This is a genomic window from Paenibacillus sp. AK002, from assembly GCF_053903045.1.
Genome location: NZ_CP096377.1, coordinates 5,394,965 through 5,419,966 on the forward strand (window position 1 = coordinate 5,394,965; position 25,002 = coordinate 5,419,966).

The 25,002-nt window shown below is 51.2% G+C and carries 24 protein-coding genes and 1 tRNA gene; 5 read left to right on the plus strand and 20 right to left on the minus strand.

All coding sequences use genetic code 11. From position 1 onward, the window contains the following. Positions 1 to 218: 218 nt before the first annotated feature. Both M1D70_RS23980 and M1D70_RS23985 read left to right on the plus strand, forming a co-directional pair. On the plus strand, positions 219 to 1,073 hold the full coding sequence (locus M1D70_RS23980) for a helix-turn-helix domain-containing protein (RefSeq protein ID WP_456288168.1): 855 nt from the start codon (positions 219 to 221) through the stop codon (positions 1,071 to 1,073). Between the two features lie 156 nt (positions 1,074 to 1,229). Further along, positions 1,230 to 2,042 (plus strand): SDR family oxidoreductase, encoded by an 813-nt coding sequence (locus tag M1D70_RS23985; RefSeq protein ID WP_456288169.1) that lies wholly within the window; start codon positions 1,230 to 1,232, stop codon positions 2,040 to 2,042. Between the two features lie 439 nt (positions 2,043 to 2,481). On the opposite strand, the gene M1D70_RS23990 is transcribed toward M1D70_RS23985, so the two are convergent. The 4 genes from M1D70_RS23990 to M1D70_RS24005 form a co-directional block, all read right to left on the minus strand. Further along, entirely contained in the window at positions 2,482 to 3,657 is a 1,176-nt protein-coding gene (locus M1D70_RS23990; protein WP_456288170.1) for an MFS transporter, read from the minus strand. A 129-nt stretch (positions 3,658 to 3,786) separates the two neighbouring features. After that, positions 3,787 to 4,854, minus strand: coding sequence for an LLM class flavin-dependent oxidoreductase (locus M1D70_RS23995; RefSeq protein ID WP_456288171.1), 1,068 nt, complete (start codon positions 4,852 to 4,854; stop codon positions 3,787 to 3,789). A 96-nt stretch (positions 4,855 to 4,950) separates the two neighbouring features. Further along, the gene (locus M1D70_RS24000; protein WP_096776696.1) at positions 4,951 to 5,232 is read right to left on the minus strand and encodes an ArsR/SmtB family transcription factor; all 282 of its coding nucleotides are present in this window, start codon (positions 5,230 to 5,232) and stop codon (positions 4,951 to 4,953) included. A gap of 111 nt (positions 5,233 to 5,343) precedes the next feature. Next, entirely contained in the window at positions 5,344 to 5,955 is a 612-nt protein-coding gene (locus tag M1D70_RS24005; RefSeq protein WP_456288172.1) for a TetR/AcrR family transcriptional regulator, read from the minus strand. A gap of 194 nt (positions 5,956 to 6,149) precedes the next feature. Here M1D70_RS24005 and M1D70_RS24010 point away from each other — a divergent pair, with 194 nt between their 5' ends. Further along, complete coding sequence (locus tag M1D70_RS24010; protein WP_456288173.1) at positions 6,150 to 6,929, plus strand: nuclear transport factor 2 family protein; 780 nt, start codon at positions 6,150 to 6,152, stop codon at positions 6,927 to 6,929. Between the two features lie 252 nt (positions 6,930 to 7,181). Continuing rightward, on the plus strand, positions 7,182 to 8,372 hold the full coding sequence (locus M1D70_RS24015) for a YhgE/Pip domain-containing protein (protein WP_456288174.1): 1,191 nt from the start codon (positions 7,182 to 7,184) through the stop codon (positions 8,370 to 8,372). 125 nt (positions 8,373 to 8,497) lie between these two features. On the opposite strand, the gene M1D70_RS24020 is transcribed toward M1D70_RS24015, so the two are convergent. Both M1D70_RS24020 and nrdR read right to left on the minus strand, forming a co-directional pair. Further along, positions 8,498 to 8,570: transfer RNA gene (locus tag M1D70_RS24020), tRNA-Ala, on the minus strand. 179 nt (positions 8,571 to 8,749) lie between these two features. After that, complete coding sequence (gene nrdR, locus M1D70_RS24025; RefSeq protein ID WP_006212015.1) at positions 8,750 to 9,223, minus strand: transcriptional regulator NrdR; 474 nt, start codon at positions 9,221 to 9,223, stop codon at positions 8,750 to 8,752. Positions 9,224 to 9,369: 146 nt separating this feature from the next. Here nrdR and M1D70_RS24030 point away from each other — a divergent pair, with 146 nt between their 5' ends. Then, the gene (locus M1D70_RS24030) at positions 9,370 to 9,597 is read left to right on the plus strand and encodes an alpha/beta-type small acid-soluble spore protein (protein ID WP_006212016.1); all 228 of its coding nucleotides are present in this window, start codon (positions 9,370 to 9,372) and stop codon (positions 9,595 to 9,597) included. 68 nt (positions 9,598 to 9,665) lie between these two features. Here the strand turns inward: M1D70_RS24030 and M1D70_RS24035 are convergent, their stop codons facing one another. The 14 genes from M1D70_RS24035 to M1D70_RS24100 all read right to left on the minus strand — a co-directional run bounded on the left by M1D70_RS24035 (position 9,666) and on the right by M1D70_RS24100 (position 24,977). Then, positions 9,666 to 10,232: a lytic transglycosylase domain-containing protein gene (locus M1D70_RS24035; protein WP_015736970.1), complete on the minus strand. Its 567-nt coding sequence runs from the start codon at positions 10,230 to 10,232 to the stop codon at positions 9,666 to 9,668. Continuing rightward, entirely contained in the window at positions 10,229 to 10,828 is a 600-nt protein-coding gene (gene coaE / locus M1D70_RS24040) for a dephospho-CoA kinase (RefSeq protein ID WP_456288175.1), read from the minus strand. The genes M1D70_RS24035 and coaE overlap by 4 nt, the downstream gene beginning before the upstream one ends. A 9-nt stretch (positions 10,829 to 10,837) precedes the next feature. Continuing rightward, positions 10,838 to 11,578 (minus strand): MntP/YtaF family protein, encoded by a 741-nt coding sequence (locus tag M1D70_RS24045; protein WP_009594641.1) that lies wholly within the window; start codon positions 11,576 to 11,578, stop codon positions 10,838 to 10,840. 122 nt (positions 11,579 to 11,700) lie between these two features. Next, positions 11,701 to 12,534, minus strand: a complete 834-nt coding sequence (gene mutM, locus M1D70_RS24050; RefSeq protein ID WP_456288176.1) for a DNA-formamidopyrimidine glycosylase — start codon at positions 12,532 to 12,534, stop codon at positions 11,701 to 11,703. 146 nt (positions 12,535 to 12,680) lie between these two features. Continuing rightward, a complete protein-coding gene (gene polA, locus M1D70_RS24055) occupies positions 12,681 to 15,341 on the minus strand; it encodes a DNA polymerase I (RefSeq protein WP_456288177.1) in 2,661 nt (886 codons plus the stop codon). 145 nt (positions 15,342 to 15,486) lie between these two features. Next, on the minus strand, positions 15,487 to 16,146 hold the full coding sequence (gene phoU, locus M1D70_RS24060) for a phosphate signaling complex protein PhoU (protein ID WP_456288178.1): 660 nt from the start codon (positions 16,144 to 16,146) through the stop codon (positions 15,487 to 15,489). Between the two features lie 54 nt (positions 16,147 to 16,200). Continuing rightward, positions 16,201 to 16,956: a phosphate ABC transporter ATP-binding protein PstB gene (gene pstB, locus M1D70_RS24065; RefSeq protein ID WP_009594645.1), complete on the minus strand. Its 756-nt coding sequence runs from the start codon at positions 16,954 to 16,956 to the stop codon at positions 16,201 to 16,203. Positions 16,957 to 17,003: 47 nt separating this feature from the next. Next, positions 17,004 to 17,879 (minus strand): phosphate ABC transporter permease PstA, encoded by an 876-nt coding sequence (pstA, locus tag M1D70_RS24070; RefSeq protein WP_009594637.1) that lies wholly within the window; start codon positions 17,877 to 17,879, stop codon positions 17,004 to 17,006. Beyond that, positions 17,880 to 18,773: a phosphate ABC transporter permease subunit PstC gene (pstC, locus tag M1D70_RS24075; RefSeq protein WP_009594642.1), complete on the minus strand. Its 894-nt coding sequence runs from the start codon at positions 18,771 to 18,773 to the stop codon at positions 17,880 to 17,882. It lies immediately after the preceding gene. 97 nt (positions 18,774 to 18,870) lie between these two features. After that, positions 18,871 to 19,875: a PstS family phosphate ABC transporter substrate-binding protein gene (locus tag M1D70_RS24080; RefSeq protein WP_009594622.1), complete on the minus strand. Its 1,005-nt coding sequence runs from the start codon at positions 19,873 to 19,875 to the stop codon at positions 18,871 to 18,873. A 129-nt stretch (positions 19,876 to 20,004) separates the two neighbouring features. Continuing rightward, entirely contained in the window at positions 20,005 to 21,183 is a 1,179-nt protein-coding gene (locus tag M1D70_RS24085) for a methyl-accepting chemotaxis protein (RefSeq protein WP_456288179.1), read from the minus strand. Positions 21,184 to 21,360: 177 nt separating this feature from the next. Then, complete coding sequence (locus tag M1D70_RS24090) at positions 21,361 to 22,092, minus strand: response regulator transcription factor (protein ID WP_456288180.1); 732 nt, start codon at positions 22,090 to 22,092, stop codon at positions 21,361 to 21,363. 70 nt (positions 22,093 to 22,162) lie between these two features. Further along, entirely contained in the window at positions 22,163 to 23,980 is a 1,818-nt protein-coding gene (gene pnpS / locus M1D70_RS24095; RefSeq protein ID WP_009594631.1) for a two-component system histidine kinase PnpS, read from the minus strand. A 25-nt stretch (positions 23,981 to 24,005) separates the two neighbouring features. Further along, positions 24,006 to 24,977, minus strand: a complete 972-nt coding sequence (locus M1D70_RS24100) for a bile acid:sodium symporter family protein (protein ID WP_009594628.1) — start codon at positions 24,975 to 24,977, stop codon at positions 24,006 to 24,008. Between the last annotated feature and the right edge of the window lie 25 nt (positions 24,978 to 25,002).

Consider the following 25,002-nt stretch of genomic DNA (forward strand, 5'->3'; position numbering starts at 1 on the left):
CATGATCAACAATCGTCAGGCATTGAAATAAAATCCGTTTACTTGGAACAAGACACATTAGAACAATTCAGCGGATTAACAGCCTCGGTACTCGTTATGGTTCTCTTTTGTAGAAACGGCATTCAACAGAGACTATAATAATCATGAATAGAGTGCTTTTGGTCTATTTGGTTAATAGCGATATGTATCTTCCATATGAGTAAATAGAGGTGACCCACATGAAAATGAATCGTTCCTCATCCGCATTGGGTGACTTCCTTAAATCGCGCAGAGAACGGTTGCAGCCTTCAGAGGCCGGGATTCAGCCGCTGCCCGGACGAAGACGCACTCCGGGACTTCGAAGAGAAGAAGTCTCTTATCTTGCCAATATAAGCGTGACTTACTATGCCTGGCTGGAGCAAGGCAAGGAGGTTAATCCTTCGCCGGAAGTGCTGCTAAGTATCAGCAAAGCGCTTCAGCTTGACGAAGACGAGCAGAAGCATCTATTCGATCTGGCCAATGTAGATGTGGCGAGCGTCGTCACAGTGCCAAATAACGGTGGGCCGGATACGGGAGTTCTGCAGAAAATCGTAAATCAATTGCATTATCCTTCTTTTATCACAGACGAAGGTACGGATGTTATCGCTTGGAATCGGGCGGCTGAACTGATCGTAGCCGATTTCGGCAGTCTGCCGGACAACGAACGGAATATGATGGACATTATGTTTTTAAAGCCTGATTACCGCAACAGACTGGTGAATTGGGAAGGCGCTGCCCGTTACTCTGTAGCCATTCTGCGGGCAGGCTTCGATCTTTACAAGAACAACCCGTTATATATGGAACGGTTTGAACGCTTGACGCGGGAAAGCGTGGAGTTCGTACATTTCTGGGAGCTGTATGAAATCAAACAAAAACGCGTAGCCACCGCTTTATTCCGTGTTCCTGACGCACAGGAGATGGAGTTCGAGCTCCATTCCGCGGCTGTAATCGATAATGACCCGGGACTGCACTGGTGTTTCTTTGTTCCGGTGCCCGGTTCAGGTACGGAGGAGAGATTATTGCGTTTACTTGAGCAGGACAGGCAGCTACCGTAGACTGTTACTCCCGTTAATAGAATAGACGTGCTGTGGCTAGCTCCCTCTAATTGTTTGTATAATCCAGTGGATGACAACGAATGGAGGGTGTTTAGCATGCAAACTTGGTTCATTACAGGAGCATCAGGAGGCTTGGGTTCACGTATAACTCGCCAGTTGCTTGATAGGGGGGACCGTGTCGCCGCAACGGTACGCAAGCCGGGGGTGCTGGATGATCTGCAGGCACAGTATGGCTCTGGGCTTTGGCAGGCTAATTTAGATCTGACAAACTCTCAGCAAATTGCTGAAGTGGTGGAACGTGCATTTTTAGAACTGGGCACGATCGATGTGTTTGTCAATAATGCAGCCTATGGCTTGTATGGCGCAGTGGAAGAAGCAAGCGACAGGCAAATTGAGCATCAGTTTATGACCAATGTGCTTGGCTCCCTGCGTGCAGCGCGTGCAGTCCTGCCCTTTTTCCGTAAGCAGGGCGGCGGTCACATGGTACAGATTTCGAGTATGGCGGGTCATTATTCTATTCCGGGTATGGGACTGTATTGCTCTACGAAATGGGCGGTCGAAGGAGCCTTTGAAGCGCTAGCTAAGGAAGTGGCTCCGTTCAATATTAAGACCACTATGGTGGAGCCCGGCGGAATCCGAACGAATTTCATTACAAGCAACGCCGTATTCGGCGAGCGGATGGACGAATACCGGGATACGGAGGCGGGCCAATTCGTTAGCCTGATGAAGGGAGAACTGCCTGGTATAGATATGAGCATGTTCAATCAAATGGTTGTCGGCGATCCGGATAAAATGGCGCAGCAGATTATCCGCCGAGTCGACCAGGGAGAGGGTCCGATACGTATGGCGTTGGGCAGTGACGCCTATGAGCAAATCCGGGCAGCCCTGCTGGACAGACTCGCCGCTCTGGAAGCACAGAAAGAGCTGGCTCACTCCACTGATTCAGATGATGTGGTAAAACAATTTTAGAGGACACCAAAGAATTCGACATCCACGGCAACTGATATGCTCCTCTGAAGTGCTCTGATAATCGATTAGCAGTTGCTGCAGATTACCGCCATGGATGTACATTATGCACCCGACTCCGAAGCGCCTTCCCATCCTTTAAACGGGAAACGATTCAAGGATCTCAGCTTAAAGCTGAAAGATGGACAATTGATTAACTCCTATCCGCTCCTGCACAAAGGTACTTTTCTTCTGGTGCGGAAATATTACCGTGTAGTAATTCGTTTGAGGTGTGTAACTGCCTTCCCGTTGGGTGAACTTGAATTTGGGGCGTCTGAATGAACTAAAATCACGGTACGCTGCACTCAAAAAAACGCAATGTTCTCCATGAGTATGAAAATACCGCCTAAGCGTTATTCAACAACGCTTAGGCGGTATTTTCATTTCTGAGAAAGAAGGTACTTTACGCTCCGCTTTGTTCCGCCGCTGCAGATCGGCGACGCATGGATAAAGAAATAATAGCCGGGATGAGTGCCATTGCGACGCCAACTCCGCCAAACCAACCAACTGCTGCAAGAGAGATGCTTTCTACAACGATACCCCCAATTACAGCCCCTACGGCCATGCCCAACTGCACGATCGAATTGTTCAAACTCAGGACGATCCCCGAAGCCTGAGGAGCCATGCCGATTAAATAAACCTGTTGAACCGGCCCCATCGACCAAGCAAAAAAGGACCAGAACATAAGCAAAGGCAACACGAACATGGACGAGTGGGAGAACGCAGTCAGTAACAATAATATTCCGGAGTGAAAGAGCAGGCCCCCAATCATCGTACGGGGGATACCCCATTTATCTGCACCGTAGCCGCCAACTTGGGAGCCTATGAGACTGGCCAGCCCAAACGCAAACAACCCGACGTTGACCATCCCTTCGCTCATCCCCGTAATGTCCAGAAGAAACGGCGTTATATAGGTGTACAGCATCGTATAGCCCAATATCCAGAAAAAACTGATGGAAAGCGCGACAGCGATTCGGGGGCTTTTTAATAAGGCAAGCTGTTCCCGAATAGGAACGGGAGCCTCTCCTTCCGATTTCGGAATCGTAAGCAAAAGGACCACCATCGCGACCAAGCTTAGGGCCCCGACTCCCGTGAAGATGATTTTCCAATCATGTGAGCCCGCAATGATCCTCCCAAGCGGGACCCCTAGAATAAGTGCGAGGTTAAAGCCCACTAAAACCGTGGCGATAGCGCTGCCCTGTTTTCCAGGATGAGACATTTTGGCGGCAACCGTCATGGCGACGACCATAAATACCCCCGTGCTGATCGCCAAAATAATTCTTGCTCCGAGCAGCATGCCGTAGCCTGTAGTTGTGAACGTGATCAAATTCCCAACGAAAAATAATCCCAAAGCCGATAGCATAAGCTTTCTTCGATCCATTTTTGCCGTAAGTGCAATAAGAATCGGGGTGCCGATGGCATAAGCAAGCGAGTAAACCGTAATCAACTGCCCGGCCGCTACTACCGACACTCCAATATCGCTTGCAAGCATATCCAAAATGCCGGTAATCACAAACTCCGAAGTTCCGACTAAAAAGCTGACAATAGCCAGAATATAAATTTTCCATGAGTTTCTCATATGTTTCTCCCCTTTTTATTTCTATATTTCTAAATCTATAGAAATCATATTCAAAAAAATGAGTGCTCAAATTGCCGGCTTCATTTCTCTGCCTACTCAGCTTCCTCGTTCCAAGTGTTCGCCTCTGCTTTAGGCGTTATGGTCAGACGTCTGATGGGCGAGCTCCTTACGGACAATCGGCGCTACTTTGGTGCCGAGAAGCTCAATCGTCCGCAGCAAGTCGCGATGCGGCAATGAACTGAAATCGATGTACATCATGAAGCGAGTCAAGCCAAGATTCTTATGCAGCAGCACGATTTTTTCTGCGACATATTCGGGATCTCCGACGTAAAGAGCGCCGTGAAGGCTGCGGGCTGAATCGTACGAGTCACGTGTATAGGTAGGCCAGCCTCGTTCCCGTCCAATGTGGTTCATTTGGCCAGCCATGACAGGATAATACCGCTTAGCTGCCTCTTGTGCCGTATCCGAAATAAAGCCATGTGAATGCGTAGCAATTTGCAGCTTATTCGGATCGTGGCCGGCTTTCACGGCCGCTTCTTTATAAAGCTCCACCAAGGGTGCGAATCTCTGCGGCGCTCCGCCCAGGATAGAGAAGGTAATCGGAAGTCCCAGCAGGCCGGCCCGAACAGCCGACTCCGGGCTGCCCCCTGTTCCGATCCAGACAGGCAAAGGCTCCTGCTGTGCACGAGGATAGACGCCCATGTTGTCAATCGCCGGGCGATGACCGCCACGCCATGTGACCTTTTCGGAAGCGCGAATCTTCAACAGCAGTTCCAGTTTCTCTTCATACAATTCCTCGTAATCTTTCAGGTCATAGCCGAATAGCGGGAACGATTCGATGAACGAACCTCGTCCGGCCATGATCTCCGCTCTCCCGTTCGACAGACCGTCCAGCGTTGCAAAGTCCTGATATACCCGCACCGGATCGTCCGAAGACAGCACCGTCACTGCGCTCGAGAGCCGGATCCGCTTCGTTGTAGCTGCAGCTGCTGCCAGAATGACGGCTGGCGACGAGCTTGTGTATTCGATGCGATGATGCTCGCCGATGGCATAAACATCAAGGCCGACCTGATCTGCCAATTGGATTTCTTCGATCGCTTGGCGCAGCCTCTCGGCATGCGAGACACCGCCATTCCCGGGATTAGCATGGAGGAAGGTGCTCATTCCAATCTCCATCGTATTTGTTTGACCGCTCATAGTTATTCTCTCCTTCTTAATATGGAATAGGGATGATTAGCAAAGAGCCCCACCATTTCTACTGTTCTAAATATATAGAAATGATTTTTAAAAAAATTACGCCAACAAAAAGGGCGCAAATTTTTCCGCTACTTCTCGATTGACGTTATAGTGAATAAACGATCCATTCTTGCGAGAATCAATCAAGCCAGAGTCCGTCAATTGCTTTAAATGATGCGATAGCGTCGAGCCTGCAACCGATTCAAGCCTTTCACCGACCGCGGTGAAGCATAAATTGCTCTCTTTCGCAAGCAGTAAAGCTATCTTCAGCCGGGTTGGTTCCCCCAAAGCTTTATACACTTTAACCGCTTGCCCCATAGCTTCTTGATTTTCTCCCACTGTACCCACCTCCCCGCATATCTTCTGCAGTTCTATAACTATCGAAATCAATATTAGCACCATGTTATTCAAATGTAAAGGGCAGATCTGAACCCTGCTCCTCCTACTTCGCTAATTTTTTTCCTCGACGGCGATGCCGGCAGCTCTTAAATGCCCGTAGGCAACGATTCTGCTAAACTGAGATGAAACTTCATCTGCAGGAAGGGGTTTATCGTTTTTAATCCACCAAATTACAATCCCCATGAAAGACGATCCGAGGTATTCGATCAGCAATTCCTTGGATATCGCTAATGGGGAGTTTCCCTGAGCAGGTTTCCACCCCTCAATTAATTTATCTTTAATGATATCCTCCATTTTCGCTTGAAACTGATAGATTCTATTCTCATCTATTAACATGGAATGATAAAAGGTCAAATTTAGAGAAATATGCTCCAGTACAGTCTGCATGACTGTCTCGAGTAGAGAAATACTGAAAGGATTCATGCTGATGGGACAAAGAATGACCGCATCCTTTAATTCGCTCAACAATTCATTCATACATGTATCTAATAAATCAGGCTTATTTTGGTAGTGGAGATAAAAAGTGCTTCGATTGATCATAGCCCGATCGGCAATATCCTGGATCGTTATCGATTCATATCCCTTTTCCTGAATAAGCTCATAAAACGCCTTTCGAATCGATTGTTTCGTGCGCAGTATTCTTAGGTCGGTTTTCTTGTTCATTGTTTTCGTTCCCCCTAAATTTATTTAGGTCGTTAAGCGACAAAGTTTTATGAGTTGTCTGTTATCCAGCATTACTAAAAATATTGAATATTGAGCGTTATATTAGCCTCTATTATAATGAGCAACAGATAAATAAACAACGTACTGTTCATTATTTATCTAATGACCAAAAAAATTTCAAGGAGGATATTCCAATGACATCCAACCATCAAAATGAGCTTGTTCGTAAGGCAGTCGCCGTACTGGAAAGTTTTGAGAGCGGCAACCCCGAAGCGATTACGGCTTACGTTCATCCAGATCAATATATTCAGCATAACCAGGCCTTACCCGATGGTCGTGAATCCATGCTTGGCGCACTTGATCATTTACAGGAAATGGGTACTAAGGTAAGCATTAAGCGTACTTTAGTCGACGGAAATTATGTGGCTCTTCATTCTGTATATCATTTTCACGGCCCTAAAATCGTATTTGATCTCTTCCGTTTTGAGAATGGACTAATCGTCGAGCATTGGGACAATTTGCAAGAGATGGTGGAGAAGACACCAAGCAATCATACGATGATTGACGGACCGGTTACGATTAAGGATATCGACAAGACGGATGCCAACAAAGCATTTGTCAAAAGCTATGTTGAGAACATCTTGCTCGGGAAGAACCCTGACCTGCTTGCCTCTTACTTTGATGGAAATCACTACATTCAGCATAGTCCGCATATTGCAGACGGCCTTTCCGGTCTTCACGCTGCTTTGCAGGCTCTGAAGGAGAGAAATATTGAGTTTCAATATACTCATGTCCACCAAGTAATCGGACAAGGCAATTTTGTCCTTACAATGAGTGAAGGTCTATTTGATGGTCAACATACTGCTTTCTACGATATGTTCCGCGTAGAGGATGGAAAGATCGGTGAGCATTGGGACGTAATCGAGGCCATACTGCCGGCAGAAAAACGAAAAAATTCGAACAGTAGATTTTGAAATTTGTGTAGCTAAATCGCAAGGCATCGCCGAAATTTAAGTGCGGTGATGTCTTGCGCTTCACGAATGTACTTGAGCAATCAATTTTGTAATCAAAAAGATACAGAAGCGTTGCTGCAGCAACGCTATTTTTGTTCATTGCCATGAAGTGACCGTGTGATGCAGCCATATTATATGGTGGCCCTTCACAAATGAACATTGCCGTTGATAATCAACCATATGTTCATTATAAAGAACAAGGAGTAGTGGATCATGAAAATGCTGACACAAAAAATGATGTGGCTGGGAATGGTGCTCGTCCTGATCGTGTTGACCGTATTCGGGGCAGCGATGATGGGATCGGTGCTTGGATCAAAGCCAAAGGAGGTCCCGGTGGCCCTCGTTATCCTTGACCAGCCGGCGGAGCTGCCGACCGGAGGAACGTTTGCGATAGGGGAAATGATCCGGGAAAAGTTGCTGTCGAGCCCGGCAATGCCGTTTGTCTGGCATGTCGTGGATTCCGAGGAAAAGGCTCGGGAAGGACTGGATAAACGCGAATATTACGGAGCGATGGTGATTCCGACGGATCTGAGCAGCGGTTTACTCTCGTTAGCAACTCACTCGCCGATTCACCCTAATGTGAAAATCATCTCCAACGAGGGTATGAACACCCAAGCCTCGATGGTCGTAAGACAGACAATGGGGCAAGCAATGAAAATGATCAATGGGGAACTGTTGCAGCAGCTGCTTGGACAGATCGGACAGCAAACGGAGCAAATTCCGGTTGAAACGGCTAAAGCTTTAATGACACCGGTGAACGTTCTGGAGGAAGTCGTGCATCCAACGGGAGTGAATAATGCGTCGGGGAATGCGCCGGGTTTGTTGACCCAGATTATATGGATCGGCAGCATGGTGACCGGAGTCGTCTTGCTCCTGGCTAGCCAGAAGGCGATCGCCGCGGGTTCAAGAAGATGGACAGTCAGCGCGCTGCAAGCTATCGGGGGGCTTGCGATCGTCGGCATCGCCACGTGCTTCACCATATGGATGGCTTCGTCGTGGTACGGCATGGAGCTGGCGAACGCGGGGGAGACGTGGTTGTTCTTATGGTTGGCTGGATCGGCGTTCTTCTTGTTGCAATCTTCCTTGCTGAATTGGATCGGATTCCGGGCAATACCGCTGCTCGTACTGCTGATGTTCTTCTCCGTGCCGCTGCTGAACATGGCTCCGGAGTTCTTGTCGCAGACGACGCGAGCTTGGATCTATTCGTGGACGCCACTGCGGTTCGCGGCAGGAGGGCTACGGGAAGTAATGTACTTCGGCGGACTGGACGCAGCTCACTCAAACGCCTTGATTTTGCGGGGCGTCGCCGGTGGATTTTTGGTCTTGCTGCTCACTTCCGGATTTAAGGCCGATCGAGCAACACATGCCGCCCCTGCTTCTGTTACAGGCGATACAATAAAGTAAGAACAATCAACGATGCGTTGTACTTCCTTTTTTTACGCTCATGCTATAATTAAATTTTCTGGGAAGTATTAAAAAGTTATTTAAAAACAAAAAAACCCTTGATTTCTCAAGGGTTCCTCTTCGTATGGAGCCTAGGGGGATCGAACCCCTGACCTCATCGCTGCCAGCGATGCGCTCTCCCAGCTGAGCTAAGGCCCCGTAAGCGACTTCTATATCATATAAAAAATCAGCAGGCATGTCAACACTTTTTCAGAATTTTTTGATAACGCGCTGAGCCTTTTTTCCTTCTCTATATAATGTCACTTATCGATGATGAGAATTTGGCGCCATGAGAGCGCCGGAAGAGCACCAGGGTCGCTTAAAGAACCGTGGCGCTCTTACAGCTCCTGTACGTCCGTATCCTTGGACAGCAGGCTTTTCAGTTCCTTCATGAACATATTGATATCTTTGAATTGCCGGTATACGGACGCAAACCGAACGTAAGCCACCTCGTCGACCGGATATAACCGTTCCATCAGAAGCTCCCCGATCTGGCGGCTCTCCACTTCCGCTGCCGCCGTATTGCGCAGCGCCTTCTCAACATCCGAAACGATCATATCCAGCTGGTCCACGGATACCGGACGCTTCTCGCATGCCCTTATCAAACCGCGGAGCACCTTCTCCCGGCTGAACTCTTCGCGGCTTCCGTCCTTTTTCACGACGATCAGCGGCGTTTCCTCCACCATTTCAAAGGTTGTGAACCTCTTGCTGCACTGCTCGCATTCCCTGCGGCGGCGGATGGACTTGTTCTCGTTGGCTGGCCTGGAATCCAGCACTTTCGTTCCGGCATAACTGCAATATGGACACTTCATAAGTTGTCTCACTTCCTTTGTATTCAGCGTGATACGCCCTTAATGGGCGGCAGAAAAATTTACCAGCAAAACTTTTGTCTTTTATGTTATGAAAATGCGAGACCCGAGACATAATACTTTTACCAACCCAAGGAGGTGAACTTAACATGGCACAAAGCAACAACAACTCCAACAACCTGGTTGTTCCTCGCGCAAACGCTGCTCTTGAGCAACTGAAATACGAGGTAGCTCAAGAACTTGGTATCTCCATTCCACAAGACGGATACCAAGGTAACATGACTTCCTATGAGAACGGTTCGATCGGGGGATACATCACAAAACGTCTTGTAACCCTGGCCGAGCAACAATTGGCTGGTCAATACTCCGGTCAATAATTGATTCTTCCTTAAAAAAGGAGTGTTGGGGGCTCGATGTAAGAGCCTGTCCAGCGCTCTTTTTTTCTTTAGAAGCCGCCCTTATACACATCCGTATATTGATTATAATAATAAATCACGCGCTGTACATAATGCCGGGTTTCCCCGATGGGTATACTCTTCACGTTCTCATAGGTTCCATCCCACATGCCCTTGTTGATCCAATTCTTGACGTTCCCCGGGCCCGCATTATAAGCGGCGATGGCGGCAATCGGATTGCCGTCCATTTCTTTGTGCAGATTCTGAATGTACCAGGTGCCCAGCTGGATGTTTGCATCCACTTCATTCTTTACGCTCAGCAGGTTCACCGACGGGAGCTTGGCCATTTCCATCGCCCAGTTCGCCGTATCCGGCATCAGCTGCATAATGCCCAGCGCGCCCTTCTTGGATTCCTTGCCCGGCTTGAAATTCGTTTCCACCCGGATGATCGAGGCCACCAGAAACGGATCAACCTCATAATAGGCGGCATGTTTGCGGATCTCATCCTTATAATGGATCGGATACAGCAGGGTCATCCAATTGGAGCTTAGGAACAGCAGCGCTACAAAAGAAACGAACAGCAGGAGCAGCACCCTTTTTTTACGAAGCCACTTCATAACTGAACCAACCTGTTCCACAGGTTGTCCACCTGCTGCTGCGTTTCGGCCAACGTGCCGCTGTTATCGATCAGGATATCCGCTCGAAGCTTCTTCTGCTCAATGTCCATCTGGCTGCTAAGACGCGCCTCTGCCGCTTCCCGGGTAAGAGCGTCCCGCTCCATCAAACGCGCAAGCTGCAGCTCGCGCGGGACATAGACGACAGCGATCTGCTTCAGATAAGGATAGGCTTCCCTTGCCTCCAGCAGCAATGGAATATCCGCTACCACCAGCCGGTCGGGATACTGCCGTTCATACGCCTCCGTCCGTTCCCGGATTTCCTGCCGGATTGCCGGATGCGTAATCTCATTCAAAGCCGCTCTTTGCTCCGGATGATGGAAGATCATCTCCCCGAGCTTCTTTCGATTCAACGTACCGTCTTCAAACAGGATCGCTTGTCCAAAATGTTCGGTCACTTTACCCAGCACCGGATGACCCGGGAGCATCACTTCCCGGGCGATGATATCCGCATCGACGAGAAGCGCTCCCTTCATGGCCAACATGGAGGACACGGTGCTTTTGCCTGTTGCAATTCCTCCGGTTAAACCGATATTCATGACTTCACCTCATAACAGCTTCATTATACCCATGACAACTAATAAAAAAGCAGGCAAATACGAGATAAAACGCATGCCGCCCTTGGCCGCAAAACGGAGGCCGACCCGCATGCCCAGCACCAGAAATATCCCGCTGAACAAGGAAACCACGGCTGCGGTGCCTAGCGGCGAGAAACCCAGCATCGCTGCGCCGAGCCCGGCTCCGAACGCATCGAGCGACAGCGCGATCCCCAGCCACATCGCCTCCCATGGAGAGATGCTGCCGGAGTCGTCCAGATCCGCTTTCGTCGGGCTGCGGAGAATTTGAATGACGACGCCGATCTTCGGTATTTCAAGGGAGAATACCGCTCGCTGAAGCTGCTCTTGGCCTGCCGTGGTAACTTCACGACGCGGTGTCCCTTGACGAATGGCTCCCTGCGTTTCCGTAAGCGATGCGGAAGAATCCACGGCGGATGCCGGCTGCACTTCAGGCTCGCTGCTTCTCCGAACCTGCTGATATAAAGACCATAGGCCCAGCAGTATCAAAATGGCAGCTCCGATCACGGATGCCGCAGATGGGGATAAGAACCGCTGCAGCAGCGCGCCTGCCTGCATGGAGACGCCAAGCACCAAACCGGAACACAGCGAGATGATCAATACAGACAGCAGCGGTATCCTTGTTTTGCGCAGACCGTATGTAACCCCTGCCCCGAATCCGTCCAGGCTTAACGCCATGGCCAGCAGGGCAGACGAGAAAATATGACTGAGCACCCTTTTCCCTCCTCCAAAGCTCCACATCAAGCTGCTCATTCATGAAGAAGAGCTGCCCGATGCGCTCCACATATGTTCCACATTATATGTGGGGGAGCAGGAATGGGTGCACGCCTATTCAATTACTTCTTGACCGGCTGACACTTCGGACAGTAATGGGTCCCCCGTCCGCCGACCACGATCTTATGAATCGGGCCGCCGCATGCATGGCACGGCTTGTCCTTCCGACCGTAAATCTGATGGCTGTTCTGGAACATCCCCATCTCGCCCTGCCCGTTGACATAGGACTTGATGGAAGAACCGCCCGCATCGACGGCTTCGGACAACGTATCCACGATCGCATGATACAATCGCTTGAGCTCGGCATCCTTCAGGCTGTTCGCGTTCCGCTCCGGATGAATCTTGGCCCGGAACAAGGCCTCATCAACATATATATTGCCGATGCCGACCACATATGCCTGATTCAGCAGCACCGCTTTGATCTTCGTTTTCTTGGTGCCGATGACTTCCTTGAAGGTTCCGAACGTAAACGTGTCATCCAGCGGCTCATAACCAAGCTTGGCAAGGGGAGCATGCTGGAACTCTTCCCCCGGCGCAAATAGATGCATCGTTCCGAATTGGCGCACGTCCTTGTACCGCAGCTCCGTCCCGTCCGAGAAATGGAAGATGACATGGGTATGCTTCTCCACCGGCTCCTCGGCTCGGTACACCCCGTAACGCCCCTCCATCCGAAGATGCGAAACGAGCACCAGCCCGTCCAGCAAGATCCGCAAAAACTTCCCGCGGCGCTCCACGCCTTCCACGGTATGGCCCTTTAACATAAAAGCAAATGCCTCGATGTCGTCAGGACGCTGGATAATCCGCGGCAGGTTCACGTATACATGATCTATATGCTTACCTTTAATCAATTGGTTAAGTGTTCGTTTCACGGTTTCTACTTCCGGCAATTCCGGCATAATGACTTCACCTCATCCCCCATTATACCGGAAGTTGGGACAGAGCGGGACCATGGTTTTGTGGAAAGGTATGGTGCATAACCGCCTCCCTCTTCACCCCATGATCCCCCTAAACGAACCCTATCCGCTAGCACGCCGTGCAGCTTTTACTTCGCCTCGTACCAGTTCTCGCCATAGCTGACTTCCGATTTCAGCGGCACGGACAGCTTCAGCGCCTGACTCATCACGTCCGGCACCAATTCCTTCATGACCTCCAGCTCATCCTCCGGTACCTCGAACACCAATTCATCGTGCACCTGGAGCAGCATGCGGCTCTTCAATTGGCGCTCATGGAGCGCCTTGTCCATGTGGACCATGGCCAGCTTGATGATGTCCGCGGCCGTTCCCTGAATCGGCGTATTCATCGCCGTCCGCTCCGCAAAAGAGCGCAGGTTGAAATTGCTGGCGTTAATCTCCGGCAGATACCGTCTGCGTTCGAGCAAGGTCTTCACATACCCGTCTTGCTTCGCCTGCTTGACGATCACGTCCATATAGCGCCGCACGCCCTGGAACACCTCGAAATACTGGTCGATAAATGCTGCCGCTTCCTTCCGCGTAATGTTCAGGTTCTGGGACAGGCCATAGTCGCTGATTCCATACACGATGCCGAAGTTAACCGCCTTGGCGGACCGGCGCATATTGGAGTCCACCTCATCCATGCCGACTCCAAACACGTCCATCGCCGTCTTGGTGTGGATGTCCATGTCGTGGACGAAGGCTTCCTTCAGCCGTTCGTCGTCCGAGATATGCGCAAGCACGCGAAGCTCGATTTGGGAGTAGTCCGCCGCCAGAATGCTCCAGCCCGGTTCCGACGGAACGAAAACCTTGCGCAGCTTGCGCCCTTCCTCCAGACGGATCGGAATGTTCTGCAAATTCGGGTATTGGCTGCTCAGACGCCCCGTAGCGGCAATGGTCTGACGATAGTAGGTATGCACTTTGCCGGTTACGGATGAAATCTCCTTCAGCAGTCCTTCCACGTAAGTGGATTGCAGCTTGGCCAATGTACGGTACTGCAAAATCAAGCGGACGATATCGTGATAAGGCGCCAGCTTTTCGAGCACCTCGGCATCGGTGGAATAACCGGTTTTGGTCTTCTTGATGACCGGCAGCTCCAGCTTAACAAACAGGATTTCGCCGAGCTGTTTAGTCGAATTGAGATTGAATTCCGTTCCGGCGATCTCGTAGATCTCCTGAACGAGCTTCGCGATCTGCCCTTCGAACTCGCGTCCCAGCTCCTTCAAATCCTCCGCATTCACGGCAATACCCTGCTTCTCCATATCGGCCAGAATGCGCGAAAGCGGCATCTCCAGATCATGGAACAGCGGGAGCATTTCATTCGCAGCCAGTTCCTTCTCCTGAATGGGAACCAGTTCGGATACGGCCAGGCATTTTCTGGCCATGTGCTCGCTGAGCTTCTCCACATCGGGAACCTTGTACTTGGCCCCTTTACCGAACACGTCCTCATCGGCTTGAAGATAGGCCAGTCCGTACTTGGAGGCCAGCCCGCTAAGGGTTTGATTCGATTCCGTAGGATCCAGCAGGTAGGCTGCCAGGTGAACGTCGAATGCCGCGCCGGCAAAAGCGATGCCCTGCCAATGCAGCGCCAGGTCAATACGGTGCAGGTCATACCCGCGTTTTGGGATCTCGCTATCGGCAAGCCAAGCACGGACAGGCTCCGCCTCTTCCGACTTCAGCACGTCAAACGGGAGGAAGTACTGCCGCTCCTCCGTCGCGAGTGCCAGCCCGATCACGTCCGCATGATGGGGGTTGTCCCCATGCGTTTCCACATGGAGCACGGTCGCTTGTGCCAGATGATCCGCAACCTCGGCAATTCCCGTCGCGTCCACAAGGGTCACGTCGATCTTCGCTTCGGGCTTCGACTCCGCCGCATCACCAGCGGCCCCGCTTGTGCTCAGGTTCAACCGTTCAATAAGCGATTTAAACTCGAGCTTCGCCAGTGCGGGACCAGCCGTCTCTTCATTCAGGCCCGTAAATGCCATTTCATCCAGCGACTGTTCCAGCGGCACTTCGCGGAAGATCGTAGCCAGCTTCTTGCTCAGTATGGCGGAATCCGCATGCTCCTCGATCTTCTCTTTCATCTTGCCCTTCAGCTCATCGGTCCGGGACACCACCGCTTCAACGGATCCGAATTCATGAAGCAGCTTCAGCGCAGTCTTCTCCCCTACTCCCGGTACGCCGGGAATATTATCGGAAGCATCGCCCATCAATCCCTTAAGGTCGATAATCTGATCAGGCGTCAGGTTATACCGCTCCTTAATCTGTTCCGGTCCGTAATACTCGATTTCGGTGACGCCTTTGCGGACCATCGCGATCGTGGTATGCTCCGAAGCCAGCTGCAGCATATCCTTGTCCCCGGAGACGACCATCACCTTGCGTCCGGCTTCGTCAGCCTGGCGGGTAATCGTGCCGATAATGTCGTCGGCCTCATAACCGCCGATTTCGAATTGGGAGACGCCCAGGCCTTTCAGCAGCTCTTTCAGCAGCGGGAATTGTCCTGAGAGCTCCGGCGGCGTCTTCTGTCGGCCGCCCTTGTACTCTTGAAAATCCGCATGCCGGAACGTTTCCTTGCCGGCATCGAATGCCACCATCATATGCGTCGGTTTATGCTCCTCGATCAAGCGAAGCAGCATCGTCGTAAAGCCGTAAACCGCATTCGTCTGTTGTCCGCTGGCATTGGTCAGCGGCGGCATCGCAAAGAATGCCCGGTAAATGATATTATTTCCATCAATCAGAATCAGCTTGTCCATAGAACACCTCGCACCAATATGACTTCCTTTCCACATGATAACATAGGTTAACGCCAAATCCGAACAATCCGTTCGATTAACGGTGAATTCGTGTTTTCCCGCAAAAAAAAACGCCGGCTTTCGCCAGCGTTTGACTAACATTTTGCTATTGATTGAGGTCGGGACGATGACCCGTTACGAGGTACACCGTGCTCTCGCCGATGTTGGTTGCATGGTCGGCGATCCGTTCGATGTAGCGTCCCACCATGATCAGCAGCATCGCTTGATTGGCCGAATCCGGATCGGACGTCAGATGCGAATACAGGTCCTGCAGAATGACGCTGTACAAGTGATCGACCTGATCATCATCCTGTGCCATTTTATAAGCCAGATCCGTATTTTCCGTCAGATAGGATTCGATGGATTCCGAAACCATCGCTTGCACCATATCCGACATCCGCGGAAGATCCACCAAAGGCTTGATCAGTTTCTGGCCTTGCAGACGGATCGTGACTTTAGCGACATCCCGCGCCAAGTCTCCCATACGCTCCAAATCGCTTGCAATCCGGAAAGCAACCAATATTCGGCGCAAATCCTTTGCCACAGGCTGCTGGGTCACGATTAAGCGGGAGCCGATGTCCATGATTTGCTCTTCCATGTTGTTTAACTGCACATCGTTCTTGATAACCGCCTGCGCTTTCTCCGCATCCAAGGTCTGGAGGGAATCCACGCTGTTTGCCAGCGCCTCCTCCATATGCTTGCCCATATCCTGCAGTAAACTTCTCAGCTCATCAAGCTGCTGATCAAACTCAATTCTCCGGATCATGTATGATGCTCCTCCTATCTACTTTTAAGAAAGATCATTGTCGTGATAACGGCCTTAACCGAAACGGCCCGAGATATAATCCTCGGTACGTGCATCCGACGGCGTCGAGAACAGCGTATCCGTGTTCGCGGATTCAACCACTTCGCCATTCAGGAAAAATACCGTCTGCCCGGATACGCGTGCAGCCTGATGCATATTGTGCGTAACCATGACGATGGTGTATTTGCTCTTCAGCTCCTGCACCAGCTCTTCAATCTTCAGCGTCGAGATCGGATCCAGCGCGGACGTGGCTTCATCCATTAGCAGGATATCCGGCTGTACGGCAAGGGCCCGGGCAATGCACAGGCGCTGCTGTTGGCCGCCGGACAGGCTAAGCGCGGAACGCTTGAGATAATCTTTGACCTCGTCCCACAGCACAGCCTGCTTCAAGCTTTGCTCCACGATTTGGTCAAGCTCCGCTTTATTGCGGATGCCGTGCAGGCGCGGCCCGTAAGCGATGTTGTCATAGATCGATTTAGGGAACGGATTCGGCTGCTGGAACACCATCCCTACCTGCTTGCGCAAGGCCTCGACGTGGACCTCCTCGCTGTAGATTTCCGTCCCGCCGATTTGCACGCTGCCCTCGATCCGGGTGGAAGGGATCATGTCGTTCATTCGATTCAGCGTACGCAGCAGCGTTGACTTACCGCAGCCCGACGGTCCGATGAATGCCGTCACCGTTTTCTCCGGAATGTCCAGATCGACGTTTTTAAGCGCATGGTACGTATCGTAGTATAAATTCAATTTTTTTATCTGTATGATGGATTCCATATCTTATTCATGTCTCCTTTTTCACGATTAGATCTGCTGTGCGTCTCTTAGATGTTCTTCGAATACTTGTTCCGAATCCACACGGCTGCGATGTTCATGATGAACAGCATGATGAGCAGCAGGATGATACCCGAAGCTGCCAGCTCGTGGAATGCCTCACTTGGTCTGGATACCCAGTTAAAGATCTGGATCGGCATGACAGTAAACGAATCGAGCAGATTTTCCGGCAAGAAGGCCACGTACGTTAAAGCACCAATCATGATAAGCGGTGCGGTTTCGCCGATCGCACGAGACAAGGCCAGGATAACCCCGGTCATGATTCCAGGAATCGCTGACGGCAGCACGGCGCTGGATACCGTTTGCCATTTCGTTGCGCCCAGCGCATATGAAGCGTCACGCCGGTTCTTAGGCACGGCGCGAAGCGCCTCTTGCGCCGCAACGATGATAATCGGGAGCACGAGCAGCGTCATCGTTAATACCCCGGACAACAGGCTGCGGCCAAGATTCATGCCGCGCACGAAAATCGCCAGCCCCAGGATACCGTATATAATAGAAGGAACCCCTGCAAGCGTACTGATATTCAGCTGAATGAGCCGAACCCAGCGGCTGCGGCCCGCGTACTCTTCGAGAAAGATGGCCGCGCCCACGCCCAGTACAAATGACAGTGGAGCCATGAGCAAAAGCAAATAAATCGTGCCGACAATCGGCGATTTCAGTCCTGCTTTATCCGCGATGCGCGACGGAAAGTTGGTGAACAGCTCAGGCGAGAGCCGATGAACGCCATCCATCACGATCGTCACGATCAAAGCCATCAAAACAAGAATACCGATGCTGGTACAAGCCAGGAATATCATATGCAGCGTCTGGTCACTACGGCGTCTCCGGTTGATTCCTTTGCTGTCTCCCAGATTCAATTGTTCCATCTAGTATTCCTCCCTGAAGCGGCGAGCGACCCACTGCGCCAATATATTAAGCAAGAAGGTGATGACAAACAAGGTCAAACCTACTGCAAAAATCGTGCCGTATTCAATCGTTCCTCGCGGAACGTCTCCCATGCTTACCTGAACGATATACGAAGTCATCGTCTGAATGCTTTCCAGCGGATTCAACGTCAGCTGCGGCGTGGCGCCTGCAGCCACCGTCACGATCATCGTTTCGCCGATCGCGCGCGAGAATGCCAATACGAATGAGGACACGACCCCGGACAGAGCGGCTGGAAGCACGATCTTCAGCGCAACCTCAAATCGGGTAGCACCCAGCGCGTATGCTCCATGACGAAGACTCTTGGGAACAGCACGCATCGCGTCTTCGCTTAAAGACGAAATCATCGGCAGGACCATGATGCCGACAACGAGCCCCGCGCTAAGCGCATTGAATATCCCCATATCGGGGAAAATCTTTTGAAGGAATGGCGTTACGGTTTCAAGCGCAAAATATCCGTAAACAATCGTTGGTACACCAGCCAACACTTCAAGCACTGGCTTTACAACCCCCCGAACCCGGGCAGGAGCGTATTCATTGAGATAAATAGCGCATGCCAAGCCGATAGGCACTGCGAAAATGATCGCAATGCCTGTAATCAGCAATGTGCCGCCCAGCAGGGGCAGCACGCCGAATTCTTTTGGAGGGAGAATCGGACTCCATGTCGTTCCGGTCAAGAAGGACCATACCGGCACTTCCTTGAAGAAGATCACGGATTCCTGTAGAAGCGTATATACAATACCGATGGTGGTAAACACCGAAAGCATGGCACACAAGCCGAGCAGGATTGGAATGATTTTGTCTGAGATGCGCGTTTTGCTTCGACGGAATGTCATGCTTTTAGTGTTTGCCGCCACGGGTGAAGTTTTGTTCATTCTCCTCTTCCCTTTCTATGGGTTGCCCGAAGGATTCCCTTCGGGCATGAAATCTTTATTATTTTGCCAACTTGTCTTTTTCTTCTTGATACTGTTCGTCTTGAAGCGGTACGAAACCGACTTCGCCAGCAAGACTAGCGGCATTATCAAGGTAGAAGGTCATGAATGCACTCACTTCCGGGCGCTCAAGCTCTTTATCGTTTACGTAAAGCAGCAGCGGACGGGACAATGGAGCATAACTGTTATCCTTGATCGTTTCCATGCTTGGAGCTACGGTAGCTGTACCGTTATCGATCGGAACCAGCTTCAACTTGTCTTGGTTCTCTTCATAGAAGGAGAATCCGAAGTATCCGATGGAGTTTTTGTCGCCAGCAACTCCTTGTACGACTGCGTTTGTATCGGCACTGAACGTGATTTGGCTGTCGTTTCTGCTTGCTTGTGCTTCACCGTTAATCGCTTCTGTGAAGTAGTCGAATGTTCCGTGGTCTGTACCAGGAGAGTAAATTTTGATTTCCTCTGCCGGCCATCCTTCGCGAACGTCAGCCCATGTTTTTACGGTGCTGTTCGGCTCGTAAATTTTCTTCAGCTCATCTACTGTCAATTTATCTACGAATTCATTGCTCGGGTTAACAACAACGGATAGTCCGTCATAAGCTACCAGAACCTCATGATAGGAAATGCCCTTGGATTTTGCTTCTTCAGCTTCACTGTCTTTAATTGGACGGGATGCATTGGAGATTGGAATCTCTCCATTGTTAAAGCGTTTGAAACCGCCACCTGTTCCGCCTGTTCCGATCGGAATGCGGACATCCGGGTTAGCTGCGCCGAACTCTTCGGCAATGGCTTCGGTCAATGGATGCAATGTGCTGGAGCCGTCAATTTCAATCGTCCCCGACAAAGCTGTTGTTGTACTTCCTTCATTTTGCTGTGCTGAACCGTTGTCTGTATTTTCTCCGGAAGCACCGCCGGAAGTTGTTCCTCCGCCGCATGCCGCCAAAAGCGTGCTCAGCATCAATACCAGTACGAGAATACCTGCTGGTTTACGACCCCTTCTTTTAAACAAACGAATCCACTCCTTCAAAATGGTTGTTGTCTCTAACTTCCTACTTACAATATTGATAATAATCCCGTAATGTAATAACAGTTTCTGAGAAATGTAAACGCAGTGTAAAATATTTTGATAAAACTAGATTCATAGGCTCGGCTTTTCTTCTAACGATCCGTTTAATCCTGCGAGCTCATCCTTCACCCGCTCCACGCGCCTAACGGTTTCCTCCGCCAGTTGATAAACCTGATTCCCCGACTTCTGAACCTTCTCGACGGCGGTCTCCATTTCGTTAAACATTTCGGCGCCTTCGGTTACATACCCCTCGCAGGACTGGATTTCCCTCAGCGAAGATACGGCGCCTACGGCTGTATCTCCCGCCAGCCGCTGGATATGCTCCAGCAGCTGGGCGATATCCCCTGACAGCTTACGCGTTTGTTTGGCCAGCGACTGCACCTCTGCCGCTACCACTTGAAATCCCCGCCCATGCTCTCCGGCATGCGCAGCTTCAATCGAAGCATTCATTGCCAGCAAACTGCTTTGATTGGCCAGCTCGGTAATCATCCCGGTTATCGAGGAAATGCGGCTGGCATCCGCAGCGAGCTCGGCAGCCTGCCCTTCACGCTTCGTCATATCCTCCACTAGGCCAAGATAAGAGGTTCGGACATGGTCAAGCTTCTTCTTACCCGTCTGGGACCATTCCCTCATCCGTATACATTCCGCATTCGTTCTGGCTGCCGCCGCTCGAACCTCGGTCAACGAGGATTGGATGTTCCCGGTATGCCGGAAGCTTTCCTGAAGAATCAGCTCCCGCTTCTCTTCGGCTTCCGTTTGGAGACCGCTCGACAGGCTCATTAAATCCCGAACGGTAAGCACGCCCAGCAGGCGGTCAGCCTCCGTCATCAGGACGCAATCATAAAATTTCGAATCCGGGCGCCGCAGGGCCAATTGCAGCAGTGTTCCTACCTTCTCGGTCACATCGACCTTCATCGGTTGATGGTCCCCAAACTGGAAGGCCGGCCTGGAATAATACAGGTCAACGGCAAACCGGCCCATCATTCGCCGGTAAAAAGCATCCCGCATGATCAGCCCCGACGGCCTGTCTGACTCATCGCAATAAATAACGCAAGGAATATGCTGATCCTTCGTAAAAACATTCAGCACGTCGAGGCAGGTTTCGGATTTTCGGATAATAGGGACCTTTCTTATGTACTGCCGATATAATGCGCCTGCTTCAGGTTTGCTTGCTGATTGGCCATCCATTGCTGCCTCTACTTCACCTTCGGTTCTCTCTGTCTGATTCGGTTGGCTTTGAAGCAGTGTCATGCGCCCTCACCCCTTGATTGATCTGGTCCTTTAGACGCATCTTAACGGACAAGTGTTATGGGAATATTCTCGAATGATTAAGGGAGTGTAAACGAAGGAGGGATGTTGGCAAGAATATGAGACATTGGACATGCTTAGGTCCTGCCCAAAGACCCAAAAAAAATACTCCGCATCATTTCAAATCGAATGATGGGAGCCTTTAATAGGATTTACCACAAGTTTATAACCAACTCCGCGGATGGAGTCGATGTGTACGGACTCAGGATCAAGTTCAAGCTTCTTGCGCAGGGAGCTCACGTGAACGTCGACGGTTCGCTGTCCGCCGATATAATCGAAGCCCCAGACCACGTTCATCAGATCGTCCCTTGTTAACACCACGCCCGGTTTCTTGGCCAGATAGAGAAGCACCTCGAATTCTTTCGGACGGAGATTAATGCTCTGACCGCCAAGCCGCACCTCGTATTTCTCAGGATAGATTTCCAGCTGCCCAAGCGCAATGACGTTGCCTTGATTGTCCGTCGTCTTTACCTCGTCAGCATGACCGGACACCCGGCGCATGACGGCCGATACGCGAGCCAGCAGCTCGGACACGCCAAACGGCTTGGTAATATAGTCATCCGCCCCCATCTTCAAACCTTGAACAACTTCCTCTTCGGCGTTCTTCGCGGTCAAAATGATGATCGGCGTCGTAATTCCGTTACTGCGTAGTTTCTCTAAGATCTGAAAGCCGTTCATGCCAGGCAGCATAACATCCAGCAGGATCAAATCGTATTCATGTTGTGACGCTTTCTCGTAACCTGCCGTACCGTGTTCCTCTACCTCGACTTGAAAGCCTTCCTGCGTCAAATTGTAAGACAACAGCCGCGAAAGTGTCGGCTCATCTTCGATGACAAGCATGCGTTGCGTCAATGGTACCCCCGCCCTTATCTTGTTAATTGGACTGCTCATGCAAGTATATCAACAGAATGTTAACGGAGTGTTAACTCCCTGTATCGTGGGTTTCCTGCAGGATCGGAAGCTCGATGATGAAGGAGCTTCCAATGCCCAGCTCGCTTTCAACCTTGATGGTTCCGTGGTGAAGGTCCACCAGATGCTTAACGATCGATAGGCCGAGCCCCGTTCCGCCGGATCCGCGCGAACGCGCTTTATCCACACGGTAGAATCGTTCAAAAATGCGGGGCAGATCCTTCTTCGGAATGCCGATCCCGGAATCCTTGACAACGAATTCCACCAAATCATCGGCACTCCCGTTATTATGCTTTTCACGCGCCGTTAATTTTACTCGTCCGCCCTCCTGCGTATAACTGATGGCATTCGAGAGAAGATTCATAAATATCTGGCGAAGCTTATCCTCATCGCCTTCCATAAACAGCTCCTCCGGAACGTCGAGCTCCAGGCTGATCCGCTTCTTCTCCGCTACCGTGCGCATCATTTCGGATATCGTATCGAAGAACGCCGACAGATGAATCGGCGAGTAATCCATCTGAATCCGCTTCGATTCGATCTTGGACAGCTCCAGAATGTCACCGATCAAACGGTTCAGCCGTTCGGATTCGTCATAGATGATCTGGAGGAAGGAACGTGACGTCTTCTCGTCGGTCACTCCGCCGCCGAGCAGCGTTTCGGCAAATCCTTTCACCGCAGCCAGCGGGGTCTTCAGCTCATGAGACACATTGGCAACGAATTCGCTTCGCATGCGTTCGAGCCTGCGAATATCGCTAACGTCCTGCAGCAGGAAGAGCATGCCGCGCCGATAAGGCTCCTGCTCTTCCTCTTGCATCATCGTCACTCCGTCAATGCGGATAATCGATTCCACCGGATAATAAACGTTGCGTTCTTCATGGAAGTCCGCTTGGCTTCCAAGGCCTTCCTCCATCAGTTTGGTCAATTCATAATGCTGCTTCAGCTCGCGGTACGATTTCCCGGTAATCACCTCGGCATTAATGCCGAGCATTTTCTCAGCAGCCCGGTTTACAAGGATGATTTGGCCGGCTCCGCTAACCAAGACGATGCCCCCTGTCATATTGTTGAGGACGCTTTGCAGCAAGTCTTCGTTATCCCGTATCGTCCGCAGCTGGGTTTGAAGGCTGTCTGCCATTCCATTGATGGCTTGCGCCAATTGACCGATCTCGTCCTTACGGTGAATCTTTACTCTCGCATCGTATTCCAGACGCGAAATCCGTCTAGCTACGCGCGTAATCTTCTCAAGCGGCGAAGTCAATCCTTGAGCGACGCGGTAGCTCACCAAGGCAGCAATCAGAAACAGCACCAGCAGGCCAATCCCCATAACGGTCCAGCCTTGCTTGACTCCCTGGTCGACTTCCTTCAGGCTGACGGACAACCGGACGAATCCGTCGAAATTCTCCCCGGCCTTGACCGGGAGAGCGACATACAGCATATCCTGCTGAAGCGTATCGCTGCGGCGAATGGTACTCCCGCGGCCTTCTTTGACCGCTTGAAGCATCTCCTCGCGATAAGCATGATTATCCATGGTCAACGGGTCGCTTTCCGAATCCCCGATCACCCTGCCGTCCTTCAGTATGAACGTCACTCTCGCATCGGACAGCTCCTCCAGCTGCAAGGACCTGTCGGTATAATACGAAACGGCTTCCGCGCCGTCCGTATCCGGGAACTCCATCATGGTCTGCAGGAGCCGAATCTCCCGGACCATATTATCCTCCAGCAGCTGGATATGGGACTGTTTGAACACCGTCACCATAGCCAGGCCTGCCGCAAGCATGGATAACCCGATTAAAGTAAGCATAATCAGAGTCAAACGGTTGCGATACTGCCTCATGGTCTCTCCTCTTTCTGCTTCATGATCATTTTGGATAACTTACCGCCCGTGTCCGTCTTCGGTGGAACAGTGCGTGAATGACCGTTGCCGCCGGCTGTTGAAACATAATGCCCAGCACGACCGGAATGGACGCCTGGGGCGAAAAATACGATGTCGCAAGCACCATCCCGAGGGATATATTCCTCATGCCGGACGCGTAGGTAAATGTAATTTGCATGTCCTGTGTCCGTCCCGGCATCGCATAGGAGCCAAAGTAGCCGAGTAAATAACAGATCACGATCAGCGCAACGACAACCGGGATGACCACCAGCATTTCCTCCTTCATGCCTGCGGCATGGGGAGCGATAGCCGCCGCGTTCAGCATCACCACAAGCATGAAAAACAGCTTCGATATCGGCTGCGTCACGGGAGCTGACCACTCCTTGATCCGTCCTTTGGATACCTCATACAGCATCACCCCGATCAGAGTGGGCAATACCACCATAGTCAGCAAATCAAGTATCAGCTCGGACGCATTCCATGCAACCAGTGCATCTCCGATAAACATATCCATCAGAGCCGGCACGACCAAGGGACTGAGTATGGTGTCCAGCACCACCACCGCCAAGATGAACGGAACGCTGCCGCCGGAGCTTCCGACCCACATCACCGAGGATATCCCGAGCGGAATGATCGCGAACAGCAGCAAGCCTATCGTATAGTCCGAGTCCGCGCCGAATACGGCCGAGCCCAATCCATAGGCGAGCACCGGTGCGGCCGCATGGGCAAGAAACAGCGTCAGCATGACGGCAAAGGGGCGTTTCAGCACCCCTTGCAGATGGCGGATGCCGCAGCCAAGCGCCATGACCAGCGTAATATAACCGAATAGATAAGGAATCCAGTGAACAAAGTCCAGCAGCACGTCCGAGAGCAGCCAGCCTAGCACCAGCGACCCGGGAATCAAAAGAAAGGTGTACTTTTCAAACCAAGATGCAAAGGCCAGTCCAAAACTTCTCAACAGTTTCCTCCTATGACTGAATTGA

Excerpts from the sequence above, each read along its gene's own strand:
- M1D70_RS24005 (WP_456288172.1), bottom strand. The coding sequence starts at position 5,955 with ATGAACAAGAAAACCGACCTAAGAATACTGCGCACGAAACAATCGATT.
- M1D70_RS24015 (WP_456288174.1), top strand. The coding sequence starts at position 7,182 with ATGAAAATGCTGACACAAAAAATGATGTGGCTGGGAATGGTGCTCGTC.
- M1D70_RS24030 (WP_006212016.1), top strand. The coding sequence starts at position 9,370 with ATGGCACAAAGCAACAACAACTCCAACAACCTGGTTGTTCCTCGCGCA.
- pnpS (WP_009594631.1), bottom strand. The coding sequence starts at position 23,980 with ATGAGGCAGTATCGCAACCGTTTGACTCTGATTATGCTTACTTTAATC.
- pstB (WP_009594645.1), bottom strand. The coding sequence starts at position 16,956 with ATGGAATCCATCATACAGATAAAAAAATTGAATTTATACTACGATACG.
- M1D70_RS23995 (WP_456288171.1), bottom strand. The coding sequence starts at position 4,854 with ATGAGCGGTCAAACAAATACGATGGAGATTGGAATGAGCACCTTCCTC.
- M1D70_RS24010 (WP_456288173.1), top strand. The coding sequence starts at position 6,150 with ATGACATCCAACCATCAAAATGAGCTTGTTCGTAAGGCAGTCGCCGTA.
- M1D70_RS24035 (WP_015736970.1), bottom strand. The coding sequence starts at position 10,232 with ATGAAGTGGCTTCGTAAAAAAAGGGTGCTGCTCCTGCTGTTCGTTTCT.
- M1D70_RS23980 (WP_456288168.1), top strand. The coding sequence starts at position 219 with ATGAAAATGAATCGTTCCTCATCCGCATTGGGTGACTTCCTTAAATCG.
- M1D70_RS24085 (WP_456288179.1), bottom strand. The coding sequence starts at position 21,183 with ATGACACTGCTTCAAAGCCAACCGAATCAGACAGAGAGAACCGAAGGT.
- pstC (WP_009594642.1), bottom strand. The coding sequence starts at position 18,773 with ATGACATTCCGTCGAAGCAAAACGCGCATCTCAGACAAAATCATTCCA.
- pstA (WP_009594637.1), bottom strand. The coding sequence starts at position 17,879 with ATGGAACAATTGAATCTGGGAGACAGCAAAGGAATCAACCGGAGACGC.
- coaE (WP_456288175.1), bottom strand. The coding sequence starts at position 10,828 with ATGAATATCGGTTTAACCGGAGGAATTGCAACAGGCAAAAGCACCGTG.
- nrdR (WP_006212015.1), bottom strand. The coding sequence starts at position 9,223 with ATGAAGTGTCCATATTGCAGTTATGCCGGAACGAAAGTGCTGGATTCC.
- mutM (WP_456288176.1), bottom strand. The coding sequence starts at position 12,534 with ATGCCGGAATTGCCGGAAGTAGAAACCGTGAAACGAACACTTAACCAA.
- polA (WP_456288177.1), bottom strand. The coding sequence starts at position 15,341 with ATGGACAAGCTGATTCTGATTGATGGAAATAATATCATTTACCGGGCA.
- phoU (WP_456288178.1), bottom strand. The coding sequence starts at position 16,146 with ATGATCCGGAGAATTGAGTTTGATCAGCAGCTTGATGAGCTGAGAAGT.
- M1D70_RS23990 (WP_456288170.1), bottom strand. The coding sequence starts at position 3,657 with ATGAGAAACTCATGGAAAATTTATATTCTGGCTATTGTCAGCTTTTTA.